Annotated in this window: 18 protein-coding genes, 1 tRNA gene, 1 other RNA gene and 1 pseudogene; 10 read left to right on the forward strand and 11 right to left on the reverse strand. The window is 58.6% G+C overall.

The window, feature by feature from the left end; all coding sequences use genetic code 11:
- Positions 1 to 6 precede the first annotated feature (6 nt).
- The gene (locus ACED87_RS07325; RefSeq protein ID WP_449082269.1) at positions 7 to 303 is read right to left on the reverse strand and encodes a hypothetical protein; all 297 of its coding nucleotides are present in this window, start codon (positions 301 to 303) and stop codon (positions 7 to 9) included.
- Positions 304 to 452: 149 nt separating this feature from the next.
- Between ACED87_RS07325 and ACED87_RS07330 the strand changes: the two are divergent.
- Positions 453 to 653 (forward strand): annotated as a pseudogene (locus ACED87_RS07330) (IS110 family transposase); the annotation flags it as partial.
- 41 nt (positions 654 to 694) lie between these two features.
- On the opposite strand, the gene ACED87_RS07335 reads toward ACED87_RS07330, so the two are convergent.
- The 6 genes from ACED87_RS07335 to ACED87_RS07360 all read right to left on the reverse strand — a co-directional run bounded on the left by ACED87_RS07335 (position 695) and on the right by ACED87_RS07360 (position 6530).
- A complete protein-coding gene (locus tag ACED87_RS07335; protein ID WP_449082271.1) occupies positions 695 to 1168 on the reverse strand; it encodes an acyl-CoA thioesterase in 474 nt (157 codons plus the stop codon).
- A 35-nt stretch (positions 1169 to 1203) separates the two neighbouring features.
- On the reverse strand, positions 1204 to 1326 hold the full coding sequence (ykgO, locus tag ACED87_RS07340; RefSeq protein ID WP_449082273.1) for a type B 50S ribosomal protein L36: 123 nt from the start codon (positions 1324 to 1326) through the stop codon (positions 1204 to 1206).
- A gap of 52 nt (positions 1327 to 1378) precedes the next feature.
- Positions 1379 to 2437: a GTP-binding protein gene (locus ACED87_RS07345; RefSeq protein ID WP_449089786.1), complete on the reverse strand. Its 1059-nt coding sequence runs from the start codon at positions 2435 to 2437 to the stop codon at positions 1379 to 1381.
- An 87-nt stretch (positions 2438 to 2524) separates the two neighbouring features.
- Complete coding sequence (locus ACED87_RS07350; protein WP_449082277.1) at positions 2525 to 3964, reverse strand: amino acid permease; 1440 nt, start codon at positions 3962 to 3964, stop codon at positions 2525 to 2527.
- 128 nt (positions 3965 to 4092) lie between these two features.
- Positions 4093 to 5550, reverse strand: coding sequence for an amino acid permease (locus ACED87_RS07355; RefSeq protein WP_449082279.1), 1458 nt, complete (start codon positions 5548 to 5550; stop codon positions 4093 to 4095).
- Positions 5551 to 5819: 269 nt separating this feature from the next.
- On the reverse strand, positions 5820 to 6530 hold the full coding sequence (locus ACED87_RS07360) for a queuosine precursor transporter (RefSeq protein ID WP_449082281.1): 711 nt from the start codon (positions 6528 to 6530) through the stop codon (positions 5820 to 5822).
- A gap of 221 nt (positions 6531 to 6751) precedes the next feature.
- Here ACED87_RS07360 and ACED87_RS07365 point away from each other — a divergent pair, with 221 nt between their 5' ends.
- The 5 genes from ACED87_RS07365 to ACED87_RS07385 all read left to right on the forward strand — a co-directional run bounded on the left by ACED87_RS07365 (position 6752) and on the right by ACED87_RS07385 (position 12545).
- Entirely contained in the window at positions 6752 to 7420 is a 669-nt protein-coding gene (locus ACED87_RS07365) for a TetR/AcrR family transcriptional regulator (RefSeq protein WP_449082283.1), read from the forward strand.
- A gap of 240 nt (positions 7421 to 7660) precedes the next feature.
- Positions 7661 to 8914, forward strand: a complete 1254-nt coding sequence (gene nadA, locus ACED87_RS07370; RefSeq protein WP_449082285.1) for a quinolinate synthase NadA — start codon at positions 7661 to 7663, stop codon at positions 8912 to 8914.
- Positions 8915 to 8919: 5 nt separating this feature from the next.
- Complete coding sequence (locus tag ACED87_RS07375) at positions 8920 to 10479, forward strand: L-aspartate oxidase (RefSeq protein ID WP_449089787.1); 1560 nt, start codon at positions 8920 to 8922, stop codon at positions 10477 to 10479.
- Between the two features lie 38 nt (positions 10480 to 10517).
- Complete coding sequence (nadC, locus tag ACED87_RS07380) at positions 10518 to 11372, forward strand: carboxylating nicotinate-nucleotide diphosphorylase (protein WP_449082288.1); 855 nt, start codon at positions 10518 to 10520, stop codon at positions 11370 to 11372.
- A 3-nt stretch (positions 11373 to 11375) separates the two neighbouring features.
- Positions 11376 to 12545, forward strand: coding sequence for a cysteine desulfurase family protein (locus ACED87_RS07385; protein ID WP_449089788.1), 1170 nt, complete (start codon positions 11376 to 11378; stop codon positions 12543 to 12545).
- 102 nt (positions 12546 to 12647) lie between these two features.
- On the opposite strand, the gene ACED87_RS07390 is transcribed toward ACED87_RS07385, so the two are convergent.
- Positions 12648 to 12735 (reverse strand) — tRNA-Ser (locus ACED87_RS07390).
- A gap of 197 nt (positions 12736 to 12932) precedes the next feature.
- Between ACED87_RS07390 and ffs the strand changes: the two genes are divergently transcribed.
- Positions 12933 to 13029, forward strand: an RNA gene (ffs, locus tag ACED87_RS07395) — signal recognition particle sRNA small type.
- Between the two features lie 123 nt (positions 13030 to 13152).
- On the opposite strand, the gene ACED87_RS07400 is transcribed toward ffs, so the two are convergent.
- From ACED87_RS07400 to ACED87_RS07410, 3 genes are all read right to left on the reverse strand, one after another.
- Positions 13153 to 13659 carry a hypothetical protein gene (locus ACED87_RS07400; RefSeq protein WP_449089789.1) on the reverse strand — a complete coding sequence of 169 codons (507 nt, stop codon included), beginning with the start codon at positions 13657 to 13659 and terminating at the stop codon, positions 13153 to 13155.
- 22 nt (positions 13660 to 13681) lie between these two features.
- Positions 13682 to 13960 (reverse strand): transposase, encoded by a 279-nt coding sequence (locus ACED87_RS07405; protein WP_449082294.1) that lies wholly within the window; start codon positions 13958 to 13960, stop codon positions 13682 to 13684.
- 153 nt (positions 13961 to 14113) lie between these two features.
- Positions 14114 to 14338, reverse strand: a complete 225-nt coding sequence (locus ACED87_RS07410) for a transposase-like zinc-binding domain-containing protein (protein ID WP_449082296.1) — start codon at positions 14336 to 14338, stop codon at positions 14114 to 14116.
- A 219-nt stretch (positions 14339 to 14557) separates the two neighbouring features.
- On the opposite strand from ACED87_RS07410, the gene ACED87_RS07415 reads away from it, so the two are divergent.
- The 3 genes from ACED87_RS07415 (at position 14558) to ACED87_RS07425 (ending at position 20108) form a co-directional block, all read left to right on the forward strand.
- The gene (locus ACED87_RS07415) at positions 14558 to 17770 is read left to right on the forward strand and encodes a DNA polymerase III subunit gamma and tau (RefSeq protein ID WP_449082298.1); all 3213 of its coding nucleotides are present in this window, start codon (positions 14558 to 14560) and stop codon (positions 17768 to 17770) included.
- Positions 17771 to 17782: 12 nt separating this feature from the next.
- Entirely contained in the window at positions 17783 to 18673 is an 891-nt protein-coding gene (gene recR, locus ACED87_RS07420) for a recombination mediator RecR (RefSeq protein ID WP_449082300.1), read from the forward strand.
- A gap of 145 nt (positions 18674 to 18818) precedes the next feature.
- Complete coding sequence (locus ACED87_RS07425; protein ID WP_449082302.1) at positions 18819 to 20108, forward strand: aspartate kinase; 1290 nt, start codon at positions 18819 to 18821, stop codon at positions 20106 to 20108.
- The last annotated feature ends 666 nt before the right edge of the window (positions 20109 to 20774 follow it).

Below are 20774 nucleotides of genomic sequence, written 5' to 3' on the forward strand. Positions count from 1 at the left end.
GTTTAATTAACCGCGGCAGTTCCAGTAGGCGGTTGCCAGATTCCAACCAACATATTGAACAGCTGTTGCCTGAACACCTGGCCGCTTCCATCCCGAAAAGGTGGTATTTGCAGTTGCGGAGTGTTCATATGCACCGCTTTGGACGCTAGAGTAGCTGTTGACACCATAGCTGCGCCCATAATCCCAGCTCACTGCACTGCCCTTATAATATACAGTTGCGGCTTCAGCAGCCGTTCCGATACCTGAAGTGGCTGCAAGTGCTAAAGAAACTCCTGCTACTACTTTTAGAACTTTATTCCTCATCTAAATTAACTCCTTTGTAATTTCTCAATAAATAATAAGTAGCACCATGCTAGCGCCAACATGTATTGTAGCAGCTTATAAATTCTAACAGTGCATGAGTTAAGAATTATTAAGATATCCCTCTTAGTAAGTTTTTAATCTACTGAGCCCTTAAGAGAGTGCTTTTCTTATCTGCTTTTGCTTCGATTAAAGGTGATCCTTCATCGCGGCTTTATTATGACCGGAAACGAGATGAGGGTAAGCGGCATAATAGGTGCGTGATGGCGTTGGCTCGTAAGCGGTTGAATGTTTTGTTTGCGATGCTTAGGGATGGGTGTTTTTATGAGTCTCGTGTGTCGGTGGGGGCTTGACGAAAACTATAGAAGCACCCCCAAAAAAGGGATTTAGCAGCCTAGGCGGCTAGTCGCTTGCGCTGTTCGGCGCTCAGACGCACCAAGGAGCCGGTTTCGGTGTTGAAAAAGGCCAAGGTGGTGCTCGCTGAGACGCAGTGGACGCCAGTCACCGAGTCAAAGAGCTCGTAGGTAATAACCAGGGATGCGGCTGTTACCTTACTGACCTGCATCTCTACCCGTGCAGGCAGGCCCCGGTAGGCTAGAGGGCTACGGTATTTGACGTAGTTCTCAGCAACCAGGGCCTGAGTGCCGGTAGGCAGGGTATCAAACAGGGGTAGTGGCGCGGATGCCCGCCCCGCCTGGCCGTCAGTTCCCTCCCCCACATGTAGGGCAGGGTCACCGGACGAGGGTGGCGGGCCAAAGAGGGCCACGCGGGCCTCTTCGAGGATCTGCATCATGGTCACGTTATTGACGTGGCCGTAGGCGTCCATATCGCCCCAGCGCAGAGGAATATGAAAAGTAAAGCTGTGCATAGCTGCTACTCTACTCTTCCCTCTGCTGGCTTGCTTTAACCCTGGCGGGCCTTGAAGCGGGGGTTCTTTTTGTTGATGACGTAGACGCGGCCGCGGCGGCGTACAACCTGGGCGCCGGGCATCTTCTTGAGAGAGCGGATAGAGTTACGAACCTTCATGGTCTTCTTCTTTCTGGTGGGGTGCCCTGGTGGGCACGGTTTTATGGGGTGGCTAGTGGAGAAGCTGGCGGCTCAGTGCGTCGGTATCGATGGTGCACTGATTGAGCATGTCTTGGAGGTGGTCGGGGTCCAGGTCGTCGCCGGTGACCACGATGATGCTGCGCGGTGGTATATCTGGCCCCCATTCGCCGCAGGTTTGAAGCCAGACGGTGGGGCCGATACCTTCAACTGCTACGCGTTCTTGCGGGTGGTCGGTGAGCCAGACGTGGCCACGCACCCGGCAGGCACCTTCAACGATGTGGGGTAGGTGCTGGGCTAAGGCTTGGGTATCGAGGATTGAGTCTGCGGTGAGCACTGCTGAGGTGAAGTTGGGCCCGTGTAGATGCCCGCAGGTTTCTGCCCCTTGGGCGGCTTCTTGGGCTTGGGGGTGACAGGTTGCTAAGTGCCCGGGAACTAGGCGGGAGGTGACGGCCCCGGCCCGGTAAGCAGCGCAGGTGAAGGGCTGGGAGGGGTCGGTGATCAGGTGGGCGTGGGGGGCCAGGTGGCTGAGCAGGTCGGCAGTTCTCTCTTGTGTTTCCTGAGCGGTTTGTGTGCTTAGTAGGGAGTTGCTGACGCTGATGACGGTGTCTGCGTAGGCTAGTTCTGAGATGAGGAATTCGCCGGGGGTGCGATCGTCGCTGCAGGAGCCGGTGAGGCCGCGGTCGGTGAGGGAGTTGCCGTCCCAGAGGTCATCTTCTAGGTCATCTGCAATGAGAGCTAGGGTGCAGCTGGTGATGGGGTGGCCGGTGGTTTCGTCGTCTGGGTGCACAACACTCGCCTGGGAGACACCAATGGGTAGGGCGATAAGGACCAGTTCGTCACTATCGGGCAGGTGGCTTAGGTGGGTTCGGGTTGCGCAGCTGGTGCACTGGGTTTTGCGGTAGACAGCGGTTTCTTGGGTGGCTTCTGTCTGGGCAGGTGCGTAGGTGCGGGTGGTGATGGTGGTGCCTGCCCCATTTTCGACGTGGGCGTCTAGCTGGATGTAGGGGGCCGTGGGGTAGTTGGCGCGCAGGGCATCGGCGGCAACGCTCCGGGCCAGCAGGCTGGCAGAAGATAGGACGAGGAGGGGCATACCAGCCATAATATATGAGAACGATTCTCATACGCAATATAGTGGTGCCCCTCCTCACGCACCCCAAAAGCGCCCTACGAGAAGTACCTAGCGTCGCATAGACGACTCCACGGCAGCATCCGCTTCAGCAAAAGCGTCTTCATGCCCAGTATGCACACGCTTGACCACGCCGAAGTAAATCATGCTCAAAATCAGGAAGTAAGCAATACCCATGGTGGCAGGGGCAGCATTACCGCTACGGGCAAAAAGAGCCGCCCAAATAGCCAGCAGCAAGAAAATACCCAGGCCCGCGGTACCCCGTCCGCCCCACATACGGAAAGCTGAAGAATCACCCTCAACCCCCTTGAAGGCAATATAGGCCAGCAGAATCAGCACCCAGACCGTCAAAGCACAAACCATGGTCAAGGTCATCATCAGACCAAAAGCCTGGCCAGGCAAGAAGAGAGCCAGCAGAATCGCCAGCACCACACCAGAGGTTGAAGCCCACAGGGCCAGCACAGGAATACCGCCCTCGCTCACACGAGCCAAAGGCGCAGGGGCCATCTTCTCACTCGCCAAAGAGTGCAGCAGGCGGGTGCCCGCATAAAGGTTAGCGTTAGCTGCAGAAAGAGCGGCAACCAGAATAATGAAGTTAGTCATCGAGGCGATAGACGGAACACCAATTTCTGAAAAGACCAGGACGAAGGGTGAGGCCTCCACAGAACCGTCTAGCTGGGCCGCTGACTGCCAGGGAATAATCGATACAACAATGAAAAGAGCAACCACATAGATAGTTGCCAGACGCCACATATTGGCCTTGGTTGAGGCACGGACAGAACGCACGGGATCCTTAGCCTCAGCAGCAGAAATGGAGAGCATCTCAATACCACCAAAGGAGAACATGACCACAGCCAAAGAAAGCCAAACCCCGTGGAAACCGGCGGGCATAAACCCACCGCCCTGGGTCAGGTTAGCAACACCGCTGGCTTCATGGCCGGGCAGGCCCACAAAGACCAGGGCCAGGCCAACGACCACAAAGAGCAGCAGGGCAATGACTTTAATGGAGGACAAGAAGAACTCCATGGTGCCGAAGTAGTTAACACTGCGGATATTGAGCACCACAATCACAGCGCCAAACAGCACAATCCCCACCCACAGGGGCAGATCAGGCCACCAGTACTGCAGGTAGGTCCCTACAGCTACCAGCTCAATACCGGTGATGACGGCGGTGACAGTCCAATAGGCCCAGCGGGTCAGATAGCCAGCGTAAGGGCCCAGGTAGCGCCCGGCGATAGACCCGAAGCCACCGCGCACCGGGTAGCGCACGGCCATTTCACCGGTGGAGGCGGCAATAACGGCAGCTACCAGGGAGCCAATAGCGTACGAGAGAATGACGGCCGGGCCAGCTAGGGCAATAGCACCAGATGAGCCTAAGAAAAGCCCGGTACCCAGGGCCGAACCCAACACAATCATGGTCATTTGCCCATGGGTGAGTGAGCGTTTAAGGGTGGGCGCTTTGGCCTGCCCCTGCGAAGGTGTGTGTGCCACGGTAAACCTTACTGTGAGAAAAGGTGGTGTGCGATAGGAGTGTTAATGTGCGGACGCCGGTGCACCCCTGCCCTGCTCTAGGGCAGGGGGGCGGCTACCGGCGTCCTGATGTAGATCTGCTACTGATTTTAGCGCTGCGGAGGGGTCTGAGCCACGGACACCTGAGTGGTGATAGCGCGGACCTCTTCAAAGGCATCATCGGAGGTGCTGATGTTCTTATTGACTCCGGCGAAGTAGATGATGGTGATGAGGCTAAAGAAGCCTAGACCCACCAGGATGGAGGGGAGCATAGAGCCGCCAGCGAAAAACATGGCAATGAAGGTTGCAACCACACCGGCCAGACCAAGTGCTGCGGTAGCTGAGCCGCCGAAGACACGGAAAGGGGAGGCATCACCTTCGGCCTTTTTGTAGGCCATGTAGGAGAGCAGAATCATGGACCAGACCATCAGCATGCAAACGGTGACGAGAGCCATCATGTAGACGAAGATTCCGCCCACGCCCGAGATAGCCATGATCATGGCCACTACAGCACCCAAAGATGAGATGGTGAGCGCCAGGGCCGGGATGCCTGAGGGGCTGGTACGGGAAAGGACCTTGGGGGCCATGTTCTCGTGGCCCAGGGCGTGCAGCAGGCGGGTAGCTGCGTAGAGGGCAGCGTTAGCACCTGAGAGGGCTGCGGTCATGAGGATGAAGTTGGTGATACCGCCAATGTAGGGGATCCCCAGTTCGGTGAAGACCGTAACGAAGGGGGAACCTTCAATCTCTTTACCCAAGGTGGCAGCGGTAGTCCAGGGAATAATGGCTACCACGATGAAGAGGGAGAGCACATAGAAGGTGGCTAGGCGCCACATCATGGCCTTGGCAGATGAGCGCACGGAGCGTACTGGGTCTTTGGCTTCTGCAGCGGAGATAGAGATGAGTTCGACACCACCAAAGGAGAACATAACCACGCCCAGGGCAATCCAGATGGAGGAGAAGCCGTTGGGCATGAACCCGCCGTGGGCGGTGAGGTTGGCGATACCAGTAGGTTCACGGTCAGGGAGGCCGAAGAAGACCAGGGCCAGACCGAAGATGATGAAGAGGATGACCGCGCTAACCTTGATGGAGGAGAGGAAGAATTCGACAACACCGAAAGATTTGACGCTGGTGTAGTTGAGCACGAAGATTGCGCCGCCGGCGATAAGTACCCAGACCCAGAGGGGGACCTGGGGGTACCAGTAGGACATGTAGGCACCGACGGCTACGACCTCGGCCCCGGCTAAGGTTACGGTGGTCATCCAGTAGGCCCAGCGGGTGAGGTAACCGGCGTAGGGGCTGAGGAATTTACCGGCGATGGTGCCGAAGCCACCACGGACTGGGTAGCGCACGGCCATTTCGCCAGCGCAGGCGCCGATGATGGCGGCAACAAGTGAGCCGATGGCGTAAGAGATGATGACGGCCGGGCCTGCGATGGAGATAGCTGCGCCGGAGCCGAGGAAGAGGCCGGTGCCCACAGCTAGGCCGAGGGCGATCATGGTGAGTTGGCCGTGGGAGAGGGCGCGGCTGAGTTTGCCGCCCTCTTGCTGGCTGGTGGTGGTTGATGCCACAGGTGCCCTCACTTTCAAAGGGGTGATGTGGTGTACGTGATGAACCGAAAGTCTACACAGGTTTTCTGAGGGAAAACCGGTCTTCAGCACCCACCCTTTGGCAGTGAGAGGCACATCACCTTATTGGCGTCGGGTGCGGGACCCTTAGCAGACAGAACGCGGCGGGCGGACGTCCGCAGAGGCGGGCACCTGCCCACGTGAGTGCCCACGAGACTCTCGCAGTGTCTACGACACCAGTGGGCACAGCGCGAGTCTGGTGGGCTCTCGCTCTATCTCGCGGGGCCGTAGGTGGGTTCGTGGCGCTTGAACCAGCCAATGACCAGGTAGGTGACAGGCAGCAGTAGTAGCTCTACCAGGCACTTGTAGATGTAGCCGACGATGACGTAGTTGAGGAAGTCACCGAAACTTGTAATTCCAATAATGGGGGCGGCAATGGAGCAGAAGATGATGGTGTCAGCTAGTTCACCGACCAGGGTTGAGCCCAATAGACGGCCCCAGAGGTGGCGGCCGCGGGTTGCGGCTTTGAGCTTGACGAGCACCCAGGAGTTGAGCAGCTGGCCTGCCAAAAAGCCCAGCAGGGAGCCTGCCAGAATTTGAGGCACGGGCCCCAGTACGGTTTCAAGGGCTCTCTGGCCTTCATAGAAGTCAGCGGCAGGTAGGGCGATGAGCACCCAGAAGCTGGCGGCGGCAGCGGCGGCAGCGACGAAGCTGGTAATAATGGCGCGACGGGCTAGCTTAAAGCCGTAGATTTCACTGATGACATCACCTAGTACGTAGGCCAGGGGGAAGAGGAAGAATCCGCCGTCGGTGATGATAGAGCCGAAGGTTACGCCCTTGGTTGCCCCAATGTTGGAGAGGATAAAGACCACGCAGGTAGCAACAAGGAGCAGGTCGTAGTAGGTGCGGGCTGGGCGGGCAAAGCCGGTATCGGCCAGGTGCCCCTGGGCGGACGCCGGTGAGCTGGCGGAGGGTGTAGACACAGTTATCCCCTGGGTTTGAGTGATGAGTTTGAAAAGTGCCCACCTGCCACCTGGGCGCCCACTAGCTTACCGATTTTTGGGTGGTGTCGCACTGCTTGCTGGGTGTGCAGTGGGGCGCATTGGCGTCCGCTGGGGTGAACTTTTGGCAGGTTTTGCTGACAGTTTTCTAGGTTCTGTGGCGAACAATAGTTTTTAGTGACAGATGGCGGTAGAGTGTCATTATGCCTCGAATTACTGCCGCCACCAACGCCGCCCAGCGCGAGAACACCAAACGCGCCATTCTTGATTCTTTCGGCCGCCTGCTCTACGAGCGCGGCCTGCCCGGTCTTACCATGACCCACATCGCCAAGAATGCTGGCGTTGGCCGCACTGCGGTCTACAACTATTTTGCTGACATGGGTGAGCTTCTCATTGCCTACGCTCTGGATGAGACAGAGCGCTTTCTGACCGAACTACAGGAGGCCTTGGCCGGGATTGAGAACCCTATTGATCAGCTAGCTATTTATGTGCGCCTGCAGATTGAGGATCTTTCCCGCCGTCATATGCCCCCTGGCCCTGCTATGCGGTCGGTGCTTTCCCCTGAGGCTTTTGCCAAGTTGGGGGATCATGTGCGTGAGTTGCAGATGGTGTTAGCCGGTATTCTTTCTGCTGCCATTGAGCGCGGTTATCTACCCAAGAATGATATTCGTGAGCTGGCGCAGTTGGTTCACGGTTCCTTATCGTCGAGCGCTGATCGCACCGATGAGGCAAGTGATAAGGCTGCCCGCGAGCGCCACATTGAGAATACGATTCGTTTTATTCAGATGGGGTTGGGTGCCCGTTTTGATGAGAGCGGACGCCCGCAGCGGTTAGATGGTTCCCCTAAGGTGCACTTGTTGGTGGCTTCTTAGGGGGTGTGGGAGTGGCCGAAGAAGGCCTGTTTATGAGGAGAGTCATATTCATGACAGAATATTTCTTCAAGTCACTTTGACCTTATTTGAGGTGTGGGCCAAATCAGTGTTTAATCATGCCCAAACCCTCAAAGACCCAGGCTCCTATCAGTCTGGCCTCTAGCGGGAAACCAACCTGCGCAACACCGTTCGCTGGTGCGACAGCGTTGCATCGATACGCAAACTAGCACAAGGACCACAATGTCTTCTGTCACTAACCTTATCCTTCAAGCAGCGCGCGAAGAATCCACCTGCGATGCCAACCTCCCTGCCCAGCCCTGGCAGGTAGACCAGGACCATTCCTACGGCCCCGGCGCATCTATCGCTGATACCTTCCCGACCACAGCACCCCGCCAGGCAGAACTGCCGCAGCGCTACACCCAGGCCAGCACCCCTGAACTTGAGGCTATGATTACCGCCGCCCGCCAGAAGCTGGGCGAGCGCATCAAGATCCTGGGGCATTTCTACCAGCGCGATGAAATCATCCAGTTCGCAGATTTTGTGGGCGACTCCTTCAACCTGGCCCAGGCCGCTACCACTCACCCTGAGGCAGAAGCCTTTGTTTTCTGTGGTGTGCATTTCATGGCAGAAACCGCAGATATTCTCTCAGGCCCCGATCAGGCAGTTATTCTGCCTAACCTGGCTGCCGGGTGCTCCATGGCAGATATGGCCACCTTGCCCCAGGTAGAAGTTGCCTGGGACGACATGATGGCAGCGCTGACTGCCCAGGGTGAGAAAGCTCCCCTGGTGCCGGTTACTTACATGAACTCTGCTGCAGATATCAAGGCTTTCTGTGGCCGTAACGGCGGTATTGTCTGCACCTCATCGAACGCCCGTACCGTGCTCGAATGGGCCTTTGAACGCGGTGAGCGTGTGGTCTTCTTGCCCGACCAGCATCTGGGCCGCAATACTGCCCGCGCTATGGGTGTTGCTGATGAGCAGATTATTCTCTGGCGCCCCGGCCAGCCCTTAGGTGGTAACACCCTGGAGCAGCTGCAGGCAGCTAAGGTCATTTTGTGGAATGGCTTCTGCTCAGTTCACAAGCGTTTTACCGTCGCCCAGATTGAGCGTGCCCGCGCCGAATACCCCGGTGTGCGCGTTGTGGTGCATCCTGAGTGCCCTGCCCCGGTTGTCGATGCGGCAGATGTTTCTGGTTCCACTGAGGTCATTCGCAAAGAGGTGGAGGCTTCACAGCCGGGAGATGTTATTGCTATCGGCACCGAAATTAACATGGTCAATCGCTTGGCCCAGCAGTACCCTGACCGCACTATTTTCTGTCTTGACCCGGTGGTCTGCCCCTGCTCAACCATGTACCGTATTCACCCGGCCTACCTGGCTTGGGTTCTGGAAGAACTGGTTGAGGGGCGCACCCCCAACCAGATTGTGGTGGCAGACGAGATTGCTAGTGACGCTAAGGTCGCCCTTGAGCGTATGCTAGCTGCAAAACCAAAGTAAAGATTATGGTCCATATCATTGTGGTCGGCGCTGGTCTGGCCGGTCAGTCTGCGGCGCTCACGGCCGCACGCCAAGGTGGGCAGGTCACCCTGATCTACCCGGGAGAATCTATGGTGCTCAGCGCCGGGTCTTCCCAGCTGGCCCAGGGCGGCGTTGCAGCAGCCATTGGGGCAGATGATAGCCCCTCAGCGCACGCGGAGGACACCGTCAAAGCCGGGGCGGGCATGGTAGACCCACAGGCAGCCCGCTACCTCACAGAGGCCGGGCGGCAGGCTATCAACCAGCTCCTTGACCAGGGTCTGCCGGTCGATAGGCAGGTAGACGGTAGCGTCGATTTCGCCCTAGAGGCAGCCCACAGCCTGCCACGAGTTGTGCACGCTGGGGGCGACCGCACCGGCGCTGTGATGCACCAGTTCCTAGCCCAGCAGGTAGAAGCTAACCCCCGCATCCAGCAGGTGCCCGGCCAGAAGCTACACCGCCTACTGACCAAGGAGGGTGCGGTCTGCGGCCTAGTAACCGTAGATGCTACTGCCCCTGCCGGTGAAGGTGAAGAATTTACCTACCAGGCCGATGCGGTGATTTTAGCGACCGGCGGTTACTGCGGTGTCTACGGCCGTTCAACCGGGGCCCGTCAGGCAACCGGTCAAGGGGCTTTAGCTGCCGCCCAGGCCGGGGCGCTACTTGCCGATATGGAGTTTGTGCAGTTTCACCCCACCGTCCTTGCCGGTACTGGTTGCCTGATTTCTGAGGCCGTCCGCGGGGCAGGGGCTGTGTTGGTGGACGCCCAGGGCCAGCGTTTTCTCTCAGCTATTGACCCGCGCGGGGAGCTTGCTCCGCGCCATGTGGTAGCGCAGGGGGTTCACCGGGCCCTGGAAGAAACCGGCCAGGTCTGGTTAGATGCCCGCGGGATTAGCGGGCTCACCCAGGAGTTTCCCGGTATTACTGCCAAGCTGCGCTCACAGGGGATTGATTGGGAGAACCAGCTCGTTCCTGTGGCCCCAGCAGCTCACTACTGCATGGGTGGTATTTACACACATCAGGCAGGGCGTACCACCGTCCCTGGGCTCTACGCGGTGGGTGAGGTGGCCCGCACCGGGGTGCACGGGGCGAACCGTCTAGCTTCTAATTCGCTGCTCGAAGCTATCGTTTATGGGCAGGCGGCCGGGGCAGATGCTGTCCGCGCTGAAAGCACCACCCAGGCCAGCTGGTTCCCGGCCGCCAAGGGCACCCAGGGGGCAGGCTCCCCCACCCTTGAGGTGGATGTCTCTGCTGCCCAGCTTTTTGACGGTATTGGGGCGGTCTGCGCTACTGAGCTTAACCCTGATATCGACGCCGCTGTGCGGGCTGCCCTGGATCGTGGCCTAGGGATTGAACGGTCAGCAACCAGCATCACTGCCACCTACCAGGAACTTCAGAAGCTACCGGGTGCCCTATCAGCCCTGGGCCAGATTATTGCGGCCGCGGCCTTAGCGCGTGAAGAATCTCGTGGGGCGCACCGCCGTCAGGACTTTCCGCTCACCGACCCAGCCCAGGCTGCCCCGCGCCTGATTCGGGTGACCTTCTAGCGCCCTTAGATCCCCCTCTTATTTTTGGAAAGAATACTATGCTCACTCCTCAGATTATTACCTCCACCGTGCGCGCGGCCTTAGCCGAGGACGCCCCCTGGGGCGATATCACCGCCCAGGCAGCGGTGGCAGCTGATGCCCAGCTACGCACCGCCCTGGTAGCACGAGAGGCAGGAATTTTTGCTGGTGGGGATATCGTGCGTGAAGCCTTCGCCCTGACTGACCCGGCTATCACTGTCACTTCCCTGGTGGCAGATGGCACCCCTATGGCCGCTGGGGATCAGCTTGCCATCATTGAAGGCCCAGCCCGGGGTATTCTGACCGCAGAGCGTATCGCCCTCAATTTTTCTCAGCACATGAGCGCCATCGCTACCCTAACCAGCCGGTATGTTCAGGCTGTTGAGGGCTGGGATGTGCGCATTGTTGATACGCGCAAGACCACCCCCGGTTTGCGGGCCTTTGAGAAACATGCGGTGCGCATGGGTGGGGGCCACAACCATCGTTTTGGTCTTTCTGATGCTGTCATGGTCAAAGATAACCACCTGGCGGCCCTGAAGGGTTCGGACGCTGAGAGCATGACTGCTGCCCTGCGTCAGGTTCGTGAGCGGGTGGGCCACACGGTACATATTGAGGTGGAAGTTGATCGCATCGAGCAGATAGAGCCGGTTCTTGCCGCAGGGATTGACACGATTATGCTCGATAATTTCTCTCTGCCTGAGCTGGTGCAGGCTGTCCAGCTCATTGCAGGCAGGGCCATTGTGGAAGCTAGCGGCAACGTGAACCTAGAGACCGTGGCCAAGATTGCAGCTACCGGTGTTGATGTGATTTCAGTGGGCAAGCTCACCCATAGTGCCGGGTCTTTGGACCTGGGCCTTGACGCCTTAGAGAGCTAGATAATGGCCGCCTATCTGGACGCTTCAGCTACCGCCCCCTTACACCCTGCCGCCCAGCAGGCCATGCTGCGGGTCTGGTCCCAGGGGCAGGCTAATGCTTCGAGCCTACATTCAGCCGGGGCGCGCGCTGCCCAGCAGGTGGACGCTGCCCGTGAGCTAATTGCCTCAGCTTTTGGTATTCATCCCGGCGGGGTTATTTTTACCTCTGGCGGCACAGAGGCCAACAACCTGGGCATTATTGGCCAGGTCTTAGCTATGCGCTCCGCGCAGAAGGTGCTCACAAGCCAGGTGGAGCACTCATCGGTGCTAGCTAGTTGCGCTTATCTGAACCGTTTTCACGGGGTGCAGGTGGGTTATGTGCCGGTGGATGCTACCGGCAGGTTCGTCCTTGATGCGGCTTTAGAAGCTGAGCTGGCTACCGGGCAGGTGAATCTTATGGCCCTGGGGCTGGCTAATGCTGAGGTGGGCAGTGTCAATGACGCTCACAGGCTCTTAGAGTTAGCTGGTGAGCACCGGGTGAGCCTGCATCTTGATGCGGTTCAGGCGGCCGCCCAGTTGCCGGTTTCTTTGAAGGCAGGTGCTTGGCCTGGTGAGGGCGTGACCTCTATGGCTATCGCTTCGCATAAGTTTGGTGGCCCGCAGGGGGTGGGTGCGCTCTTATTGCCGCGCCCGGTGCCTTTGGAGCCGACCATGCACGGTGGCTCACAAGAGGGTGGGCTGCGGGCAGGGACGCTCAACGTGGCTGGTATTGCTGGGTTTGCGGCGGCTGTTGGTGCCCATCTTGCTAGTGTGGGATCCAAGGCTGTAGCGCTTCTTCGGTCAAAGGATGAGCTGGTTCAGGCTATGTTGCGGGAAGTTCCTGGGGCGCAGTTAACAGGTCATGCTAGTGAGCGGTTGCCGGGGCATGCCTCCTTTGTGTTTGAGGGTGTGAGCGGGGAGTCCTTGCTGGTGGCTTTGGACGCTGCCGGGTACGCGGCTAGTTCTGGTTCTGCCTGCCGGGCCGGTTCGCAGGGGCCCTCCCCTGTGCTGACTGCTATGGGCTTTGACGAGGATCTTGCTCTATCTGCTCTGCGTTTTTCCTTGGCTGAGCCACTGGCGGCAGAGGATAGGCAGCGGATCGTTGGCATCATTAAAGATGAGGTGGCCCGGGCGCAAGGTACTGGTCCCCGCTGATAGCGGAGTAGTTATGGGCACCCATAGCTCAGGGTAGCTGGCGGCAGTGTCGTTAGAGGGCAAAGAAAAAGCCGGTTTCATCAAGTGGGCGATGAAACCGGCTGGCGGAGGATGGGGGATTTGAACCCCCGAGGGCGTGAACCCAACACGCGTTCCAGGCGTGCGCCATAGGCCGCTAGGCGAATCCTCCAGGCTGTTGCTTAGCTATTTGCATAGCTTCACGAAAGCGAACAGATACGAGCATACCCCACTCCCCGCGTCCGCGCAAATCTGGCAGGCGGAGCCGCGTGGGGCATCCGCACCGGCACCTCTGGGCAAGGGTGAACAGCAGGGGCAAGGACGCCACCGCCTGCCTTTGTCTTTCAGGGCGGCTTAGGGTACAGTTATTGGAGCCCCTTACGTGGCGTCATCTTGGAAAACTCCCCCAGGGCCGGAAGGCAGCAAGGGTATCTGGGCTCTGACGGGTGCGTAAGGGGTCTTTATTTTGCCCAGATCTGCCCGCTCCCCCACCAGGGACCAGAAAAGTTGCAATAGTATGTGTGAGCATCAAGGATTTCGGGAGGAATCTGGGGTTATAGGCAGAAAAGTGTGTCCCACCCCGGGCACGTCACCCACCACGACCACCCCAACCACCCCGCACCACCACACCCTCACCCACAGCAAACACACCACGCTGCTCATCCAAAGAACGCCCCACAGCAGCCTTCTTTCTCCGACCAGCAAGAGCAACCACCGGCACCGGCTCCAACCAGATCACCTCATCAACACTAGAACCCCAAGCAGCATCCACCCACAAGAGCCACCCCACCGCCGGCCACTGATGCTCCACCGGCATTCCACGGTGCTCACGCAGCATGGCACGGATTTTCGCGTTATAGCCTTCTATATGATTCGTAGTACGAGAAATAGGACCTTCCCTGAGCAAGTCTGGATTCAGAAAAGTAAACACAACACCCTGCTTCACCAAACGCTCAAGCCTCCTATAGGCAGTACGCACACGCTCATGGGTGTACTGCCAGGACCCGTCAGCTAACCAAGTTCTCTCCTTGATAAAGCCTTGATACTGCGCATGCCAGGACGCTAAAGAAGCTGACCAGATTGCTGCCTCATCCACGTTAGTTACTCGTAGAAGAGCCCTAGAAATCTTTAGTAAGGACTTGCCTGCTTTTAGTACGTGAGGCACTAGTGAGCAGGGTTCTGGTATTTCTGTACACGTGTACTAGGCAGCGTTGAATCTGGGTTTCTGGCCAGTATGTTGTGGCGGCGCTGGCAAAGCCAGCCCCACCATCTACAACGGCTATATCTGGGGCTGGAATCCTTGATAACAAGGCTTGGTAGGCTGCGGTGTTCTCACTTTTAGCCCATGGGTAGTCGATGACACCGACAGCGTGGTTGTAGGCGATGATGCAGACCATGCCGCTGATGTAGATGCCGTCGAGTTGGATTTCGTGGTGGATTTGGCCTGTTTGTTTCAGTGGTGGGGTGATGTTCCAGCACCAGGCGGTATTGGCGCGGAAGGTTCGTCCAGCTCCTAGGGTGGTGTGTTGCTGGGTGTTTTTACTGGTGAGTCAGGTGATGAAGGTTGCTAGTTGGTGTTTGCGGGTGCTGGTGGGGCGTTTGATGGTTCTGCTGGCGCCGCAGTGGGTGCAGCGGTAGCGTGTGGTTCCTGCGCTGGTGGTGCCGTTGCGTCTGGTTCGTTGGTTGCATATCAGACATGTGGGGTTTTGGGGACACACTTTTCTGCCTATAACCCCGCTAGGGACCAGAAAAGTTGCAATAGTATGTGTGGGCATCAAAGATTTCGGGAGGAATCTGGTCCCTACTGACGTGGGGCGGAAGAGAGCGGTGCGGACGCAGGGAGCAGCTTAAGCCCGCCGCGCACGGTTCTTAAAACGTCAGCCACCCCCACTAGACTGTTAACCAGCACACCCGGGGCGGCAGCTTCTGAGTCTTTCTCTTGCTGTGCCCCCTGGGCCGGGCTCAGTTTTTCTGCACTCAACCGAAGGTTTATTGTGAGCACTGCCTTGTATCGCCGTTATCGCCCTGAGTCGTTTGCCGACGTCATCGGGCAGGAGCATGTCACCGAACCTCTCATGACGGCCCTTGAAAAGAACCGGGTGAACCATGCCTACCTCTTCTCAGGCCCGCGCGGGTGCGGCAAGACCACCTCAGCCCGCATTTTGGCGCGCTGCCTCAACTGTGCCCAAGGCCCCACCCCCACCCCCTGCGGTGTGTGCGAGTCCTGCAAGGAGCTCTCCCGCGATGGCGGCGGATCCCTAGATGTCATTGAGATGGACGCTGCCAGCCACGGCGGTGTCGACCACGCCCGCGACCTGCGTGAACGCGCCACTTTTGCGCCGGTGCGTGACCGCTACAAAATCTTCATCATCGACGAAGCCCACATGGTCACCCGCGAGGGCTTCAACGCCCTGCTCAAAATCGTGGAAGAACCCCCGGCGCACATTAAGTTCATCTTTGCCACCACTGAGCCTAATAAGGTTCTGGGCACTATTCGTTCACGCACCCACCACTACCCCTTCCGCCTGGTGCCCCCGCAGATTCTGGGGAACTACCTGGCCACGCTCTGCGCCGAAGAGGGCGTGAAGGTTTCTGAGGGCGTCCTACCGCTGGTGGTTCGTGCTGGCGGCGGGTCGGTGCGTGACTCACTCTCCATTCTCGATCAGCTCATGGCCGGGGCTTCTGATGAGCACGGTATCTCTTACGATTTGGCGGTGGCCCTGCTGGGCTTTACCCACGGTGAGCTGCTTGATGAGGTGGTGGACGCTTTTGCTTCTGGTTCTGCCGCTGAGGTCTTCGCCTCTGTTGATAAGGTCATTCAGACTGGTCAGGATCCGCGCCGTTTTGTCGAAGATTTACTGGAGCGCCTGCGCGACCTGATTATTGTGAAGGCCGTGCCTAATTCGGCCGGCTCAATTCTGCGTGGGCTGGCCGCTGACCAGCTTGAACGTATGCGCGCCCAGGCTGAGAAATTGGGGGGCGCTGAGCTGTCGCGGGCGGCGGACCTCACCAATGAGGCCCTGAACGAGATGAGTGGGGCCATGAACCCCCAGCTTCATTTGGAGCTGCTCTGCGCCCGTATTCTCTTAGCTGCTGGGGAGCAGGGGATCGGCAGTCTCACTGCCCGCCTGGACCGGCTAGAACGCAAGCTGGCTTCAGTCCAGTTCCCTGCGCAGGGAGCTTCCCAGCAGGGGGCCTCCCAGCAGGGGGTCTCCCAGCAGGGGGCACAGGCTGTTTCTGCCCAAAAGGGTGCGGACGCCGCCCGCCCCCTGGCGCGTGCACAGCAGCAATCTGCCCAGACGGGGACTACCCCCACTGGTGCGCCTCTTGCTGGTGCGCCCTTGGCAGGGCCTCCTCTGGGGGCTGCGGGAAGTGCTCCCATGGCGGGTGCCCCCTTGGCCACAGCTCCCCTAGCTAGTGCACCCCTGGCTAAGACCGGTCAGCAAGCGCCCCAGGCCCAGCAGACGCCCCAGGTGTCTCAAGGCCAGCAGCGTCCTCACGCATCTGAGACATCTCAGGTGCCGCAACACTCAACTCAGCAGAGCGTACCTGGTGAGAACACCGTTGATATGGTGGCTAACTCCTGGGCTGATGTGGTGGCGCGCGTTCCCTCGGCCTTTGCCCGCGCCCAGTTCGCCCTCTGTGAACCGTCCAAGTTTGAGAAGGGCGCCCTCTTCCTGCGGGCTGAGCTGCCTGTTCTCAAAGCTGTCAAAGAATACCTCCCGCAGCTTCAACAGGCCCTGGCCCAGGTGCTAGGTCTGCAAGTGCAGTTGCGCGGGGAAATTAAGAAACCCGGTGATGGTGGCGGCCCCAACGGGGGCGGACGCCCCAACGGAGACAACCCCGGTGGAGGCAGCCCCGGTGGGGGTAGTCCCCACCCGACCGGGTCGAACTCGGCTCCTGAAGGTGGGAACTCGAACCCCGCGAACTCCCAGTCGCCTAACCGCCAGCCCGCTAATCGTCAGCCGGTAAACTCCCAGCCCGCAGCACCTCAGCCCGCAGCACCTCAGCCCGCAGCGCCTCATCAGCCTGATGTGGCTGAGGGCCCGCGCGGGGGCGAGCAAGCCTGGGCGGCACACGGCCAGCCCCGCTCCCCTGAGCCTCCCTCATGGAGCCCCAATGACTGGAATAACCCCGTCACCTCCTGGTCGGTAGCAGCTATCCCCAGCGGCGATACCCCTGAAACCCCCGAAGCTACAGGGGCAGGGCACCCAGCGGAAACACCCCCTGCCCAACCTACAGAACAGGGCTCTGCCATCCCGGCAGGGAATGAGCAGGAGGCCAATCAGCAAGCGCCTGACCAGCAAGAAGCAAACCGGCAAGAGCCCAGCGAGCAGATACCAAGAGACCAGGCACCCAGCGAGCAGCCCTCGCCCCCGCACCTGCGCGTCATTGACGGGGAGGCAGACCCCGTTGAGATGGCCAAGGCCCAGCACCCCTCAAATGGTTCCCAGGAGCAACACAACATTGCCCTAGCCAGAGAGGTCACCCCTCCATCTGATACTGAACAGGCAGAAGAGGAGGTAGCCCACGAAGATAGCCCGCACGCAGTCTCCTTAGAGCCTGTCCCCACCAGTGAGGGCCTGGCCGAGCAGGGGCATAAGGACGCCGATAACGCGGCCCTACAAGAAGAAGCTCAGAGCGATAGAACCAAGCCCCAGGGCCCTGTAGCCTACGAATACGGTGACTACGACGGTGGCTACTTTGATGATGCCTCCGTCGATGAGCCTGAGTACGTGGCCGGGGTCGGCTACCTGAAGCCAGAGACCCCCCCGGTAGCGCCCCTTTCCGGTGCTCCCCTGGCGCAAGCGCCCCAAGCTCACGTCACCCAGCCCCAAGCCGCGCAGACTCAAGCAGTTCAGGCTCAAGCAGCTCAGGCTCAAGCAGCTCAGGCTCAAGCCGCGCAAGCGCCCACAGCCCAACCACAGGCGTCCGCGCAACAAGCGTCCGCACCACAGAGCAAACCAGCGGGCGGGCAGCCCGGCGGGAAGAAACTTTCCTTCCGCGAGCGCCATGCCGCGCAGATCGCCGCAGGCCAACGCTCCGTGCAGCAAGCCCAGGCCCCTGCCCCGGCAGAAGCCCCTGAGGACTTCACCCCCAGCGACGATGATGCCGCCCTCGAATCGTCCGTGCTGATCGGCCAGCGGGCCGTGGAAAAGATTCTCGGCGGCAAAGTAATTGACGAACAGCCCCTTCACCAGGGCTAACGAGGAGTTTTTGTGTACGAGAGTGCCGTCCAGAACCTGATTGACGAGCTCGGCAGGCTACCCGGTGTGGGCCCTAAATCAGCCCAGCGTATCGCCTTCTACATTCTCAATGCAGAAAGCTCTGAGATGGCTAAACTCACCGACGCTATCGCGCGGGTGAAAAAGACTGTGAGTTTCTGCGATATCTGCGGCAACGTCTCTGAAACTAAGCTCTGCGCTATCTGCCGTGATGAGCAGCGCGACCCGGCGGTGCTGTGCGTGGTAGAAGAATCAAAGGACGTGGTGGCTGTTGAGCGCACCCGCTCTTTTACTGGCCGCTACCATGTGCTTGGTGGGTCTATTAACCCTATGGCTGGTGTTGGCCCAGAGCAGCTGCGCATCCGTGAGCTGGTGGCCCGGCTCTCAGATGAGCGCATTACTGAGCTGATTCTGGCTATGGACCCCAACCTTGAGGGTGAGGCTACTGCCACCTATCTTTCGCGTCTGCTGGTGCCTATTGGTATTCGTGTTTCACGTCTGGCTTCGGGCCTGCCGGTCGGTGGCGACCTGGAGTATGCTGATGAGATTACTCTGGGCCGTGCCCTTGAGGGGCGCCGTATTATCAGTGAGGGAACTCGTGCGGAGGCCGCTAACCCCGCTGAAGATTTTGAGGCTGCTGCCCAGGCAGAAGCTGAGGCTAAGGAGCAGCAGGCAGCGGCGGAGCAGGCGGCTAAGGGCCCGCGGGCTCGTTGGGCTGGTTCTATGTTTGATGACCTTGAGGACGCCGATGAGCCCACTCAGTCTGAGGAGCGGCGGGATGCCTATGAGTCCAAGCTAGAGGAGCTGAAAAAGACTCCTTTGCGCACGGTGGCTCCTGAGATTCCGCCGATTCCGGGCAAGACCTATGTGAACCCATGGACCTAGTGCCCCCACCCCACCAAGAAACTGTAACGCACGTTATATTCTCTTAGGGGAGTAAAAATCGTTCACCTGGGGCTCTCACCCCTACGATAGACTTAGGCCGGTAAATGCCCGGCACCTTCAACACCCTTGTACTGGAGAAGTTTCAATGAGCCTGATTGTCCAAAAGTTCGGTGGGTCCTCGGTTTCTGACGCCGAGGGTATTAAGCGTGTAGCCCGCCGCATTGTGGACACGCAGAAGGCTGGCAACGAGGTCGTCGTGGTGGTCTCAGCAATGGGCGACACCACCGATGAACTACTCGACCTTGCAGCCGAAGTAACCCCCAACGCTGGCCCCTCGCGTGAACTCGACATGCTACTGACCGCTGGCGAACGTATTTCCATGGCCGTACTGGCCCTGGCCATTAACAGCATGGGCGGCCGCGCCCAGTCTTTCACCGGCTCCCAGGCCGGCATGATTACTGACGGCGTGCACGGTTCAGCCCGCCTGGTTGAGGTCAACCCTGAGCGTATCCGCACCGCCCTTGATGAAGGCCATGTCGCTATTGTGGCCGGTTTCCAGGGCATGAACCGCCAGACCCGTGACATCACCACCTTGGGCCGTGGCGGCTCAGACACCACCGCTGTTGCCCTGGCGGCGGCACTAGGTGCCGATGTTTGCGAGATTTACTCAGACGTTGATGGTGTGTTCACCGCTGACCCGCGCATTGTGCCGTCCGCCCATAAGCTTGATACCGTCACAAGCCAAGAGATGCTTGAGATGGCCGCTAATGGTGCCAAGATTCTGCACCTGCGTTCGGTGGAGTACGCTCGCCGTTTCAATCTCAAACTGCATGTTCGCTCGTCATTTTCACAGCTTGAAGGCACTTTCGTTATCCCTGACAATGAGGGTATGGAAACTAATTTGAAGGAGATTCCCTTGGAACAGCCCCTCGTCTCGGGTGTTGCCCACGACCGTAGCCAGGCGAAGGTCACCGTTATTGGTGTGCCCGATGTTCCCGGCTCAGCGGCCAAGGTATTCGGTATTCTCAACGAGACTAACGTGAACCTGGACATGATTGTTCAGAACGTCTCCACCGACCGCCCTGACGTCACCGATATTTCCTTCACCCTGCCCCAGGATCAGGGCGCCGCTGCCCTAGCTGCCTTGGAGGCTAAGAAGGCTGAACTGGGCTTTGAGGAGGTCCAGTACAACGAGTCCATCGGTAAGCTGTCGCTGGTGGGCGCTGGCATGAAGTCTAACCCCGGTGTCTCTTTCAAGTTCTTTGATGCTTTGAGCGCTGCCGGTGTGAACATTGAGATGATTTCTACCTCTGAGATTCGCATTTCGGTCATTACCGACATTGCCAAGCTTGATGAGGCTGTGCGCGCTGTACACTCAGCTTTCGACCTTGATGCTGAGGGTGAAGCTACCGTCTATGGTGGCACCGGCCGCTAGGTTGTAAGAGAGGCTTGTCCCGTAAGGACGCCCGGGCCCCGGGCCGGTAGCGTAAAGGCTGCTGGCCCGGGGCCCAGCTTTTGAACAAGAGCTAGACATGACAGCCACCACCCAAGAAGCACCAGCAGATAAATTATCATAAATCAAATTTTCTGGTGGTAGGTGGTAGTGCGAGGGATTTCGCGGTGGTTCACAGGTGTTTACAATGCTAAACTGAAGGTATAAAAGCGGGGCACCCCCTCAGAACCGGAAAATACTGAGAGGATGCCCCTAGCGTAGGAAACGTCTATCGTGCTGCTAGCTATTGATAGCGTTCCAGAGTTCGGCAATAGCCCGTAGAAGATTCGCAATCGGCGCCAACCACTTGCAAACTTCGCGGGCTATTTTCATACCTTGGCCCTTATTCATACGCTCACCTCCTCATTTGGTCTCTCTCAACGGCAGTTCGGCAATAATGTAACTCGTGGAGAGCCGCAGAGAAGGTATAGCTCTATTCTATCTAGTTTGTGTGCTTCTCAAGCTGGAGTCGTATCCCTCTATAGCACTTAAATATTCCCTGACTCCCTGCCGATCTCCAACACCCTCACCAATCTCTAGGGGAGCTAAGTGTAAAAAGCTTTTTGTACATAAAGAGTTATTCAAAAAGCAGACAAAACAGGATTACAG

Source organism: Rothia sp. 32237D007AR (assembly GCF_053544675.1).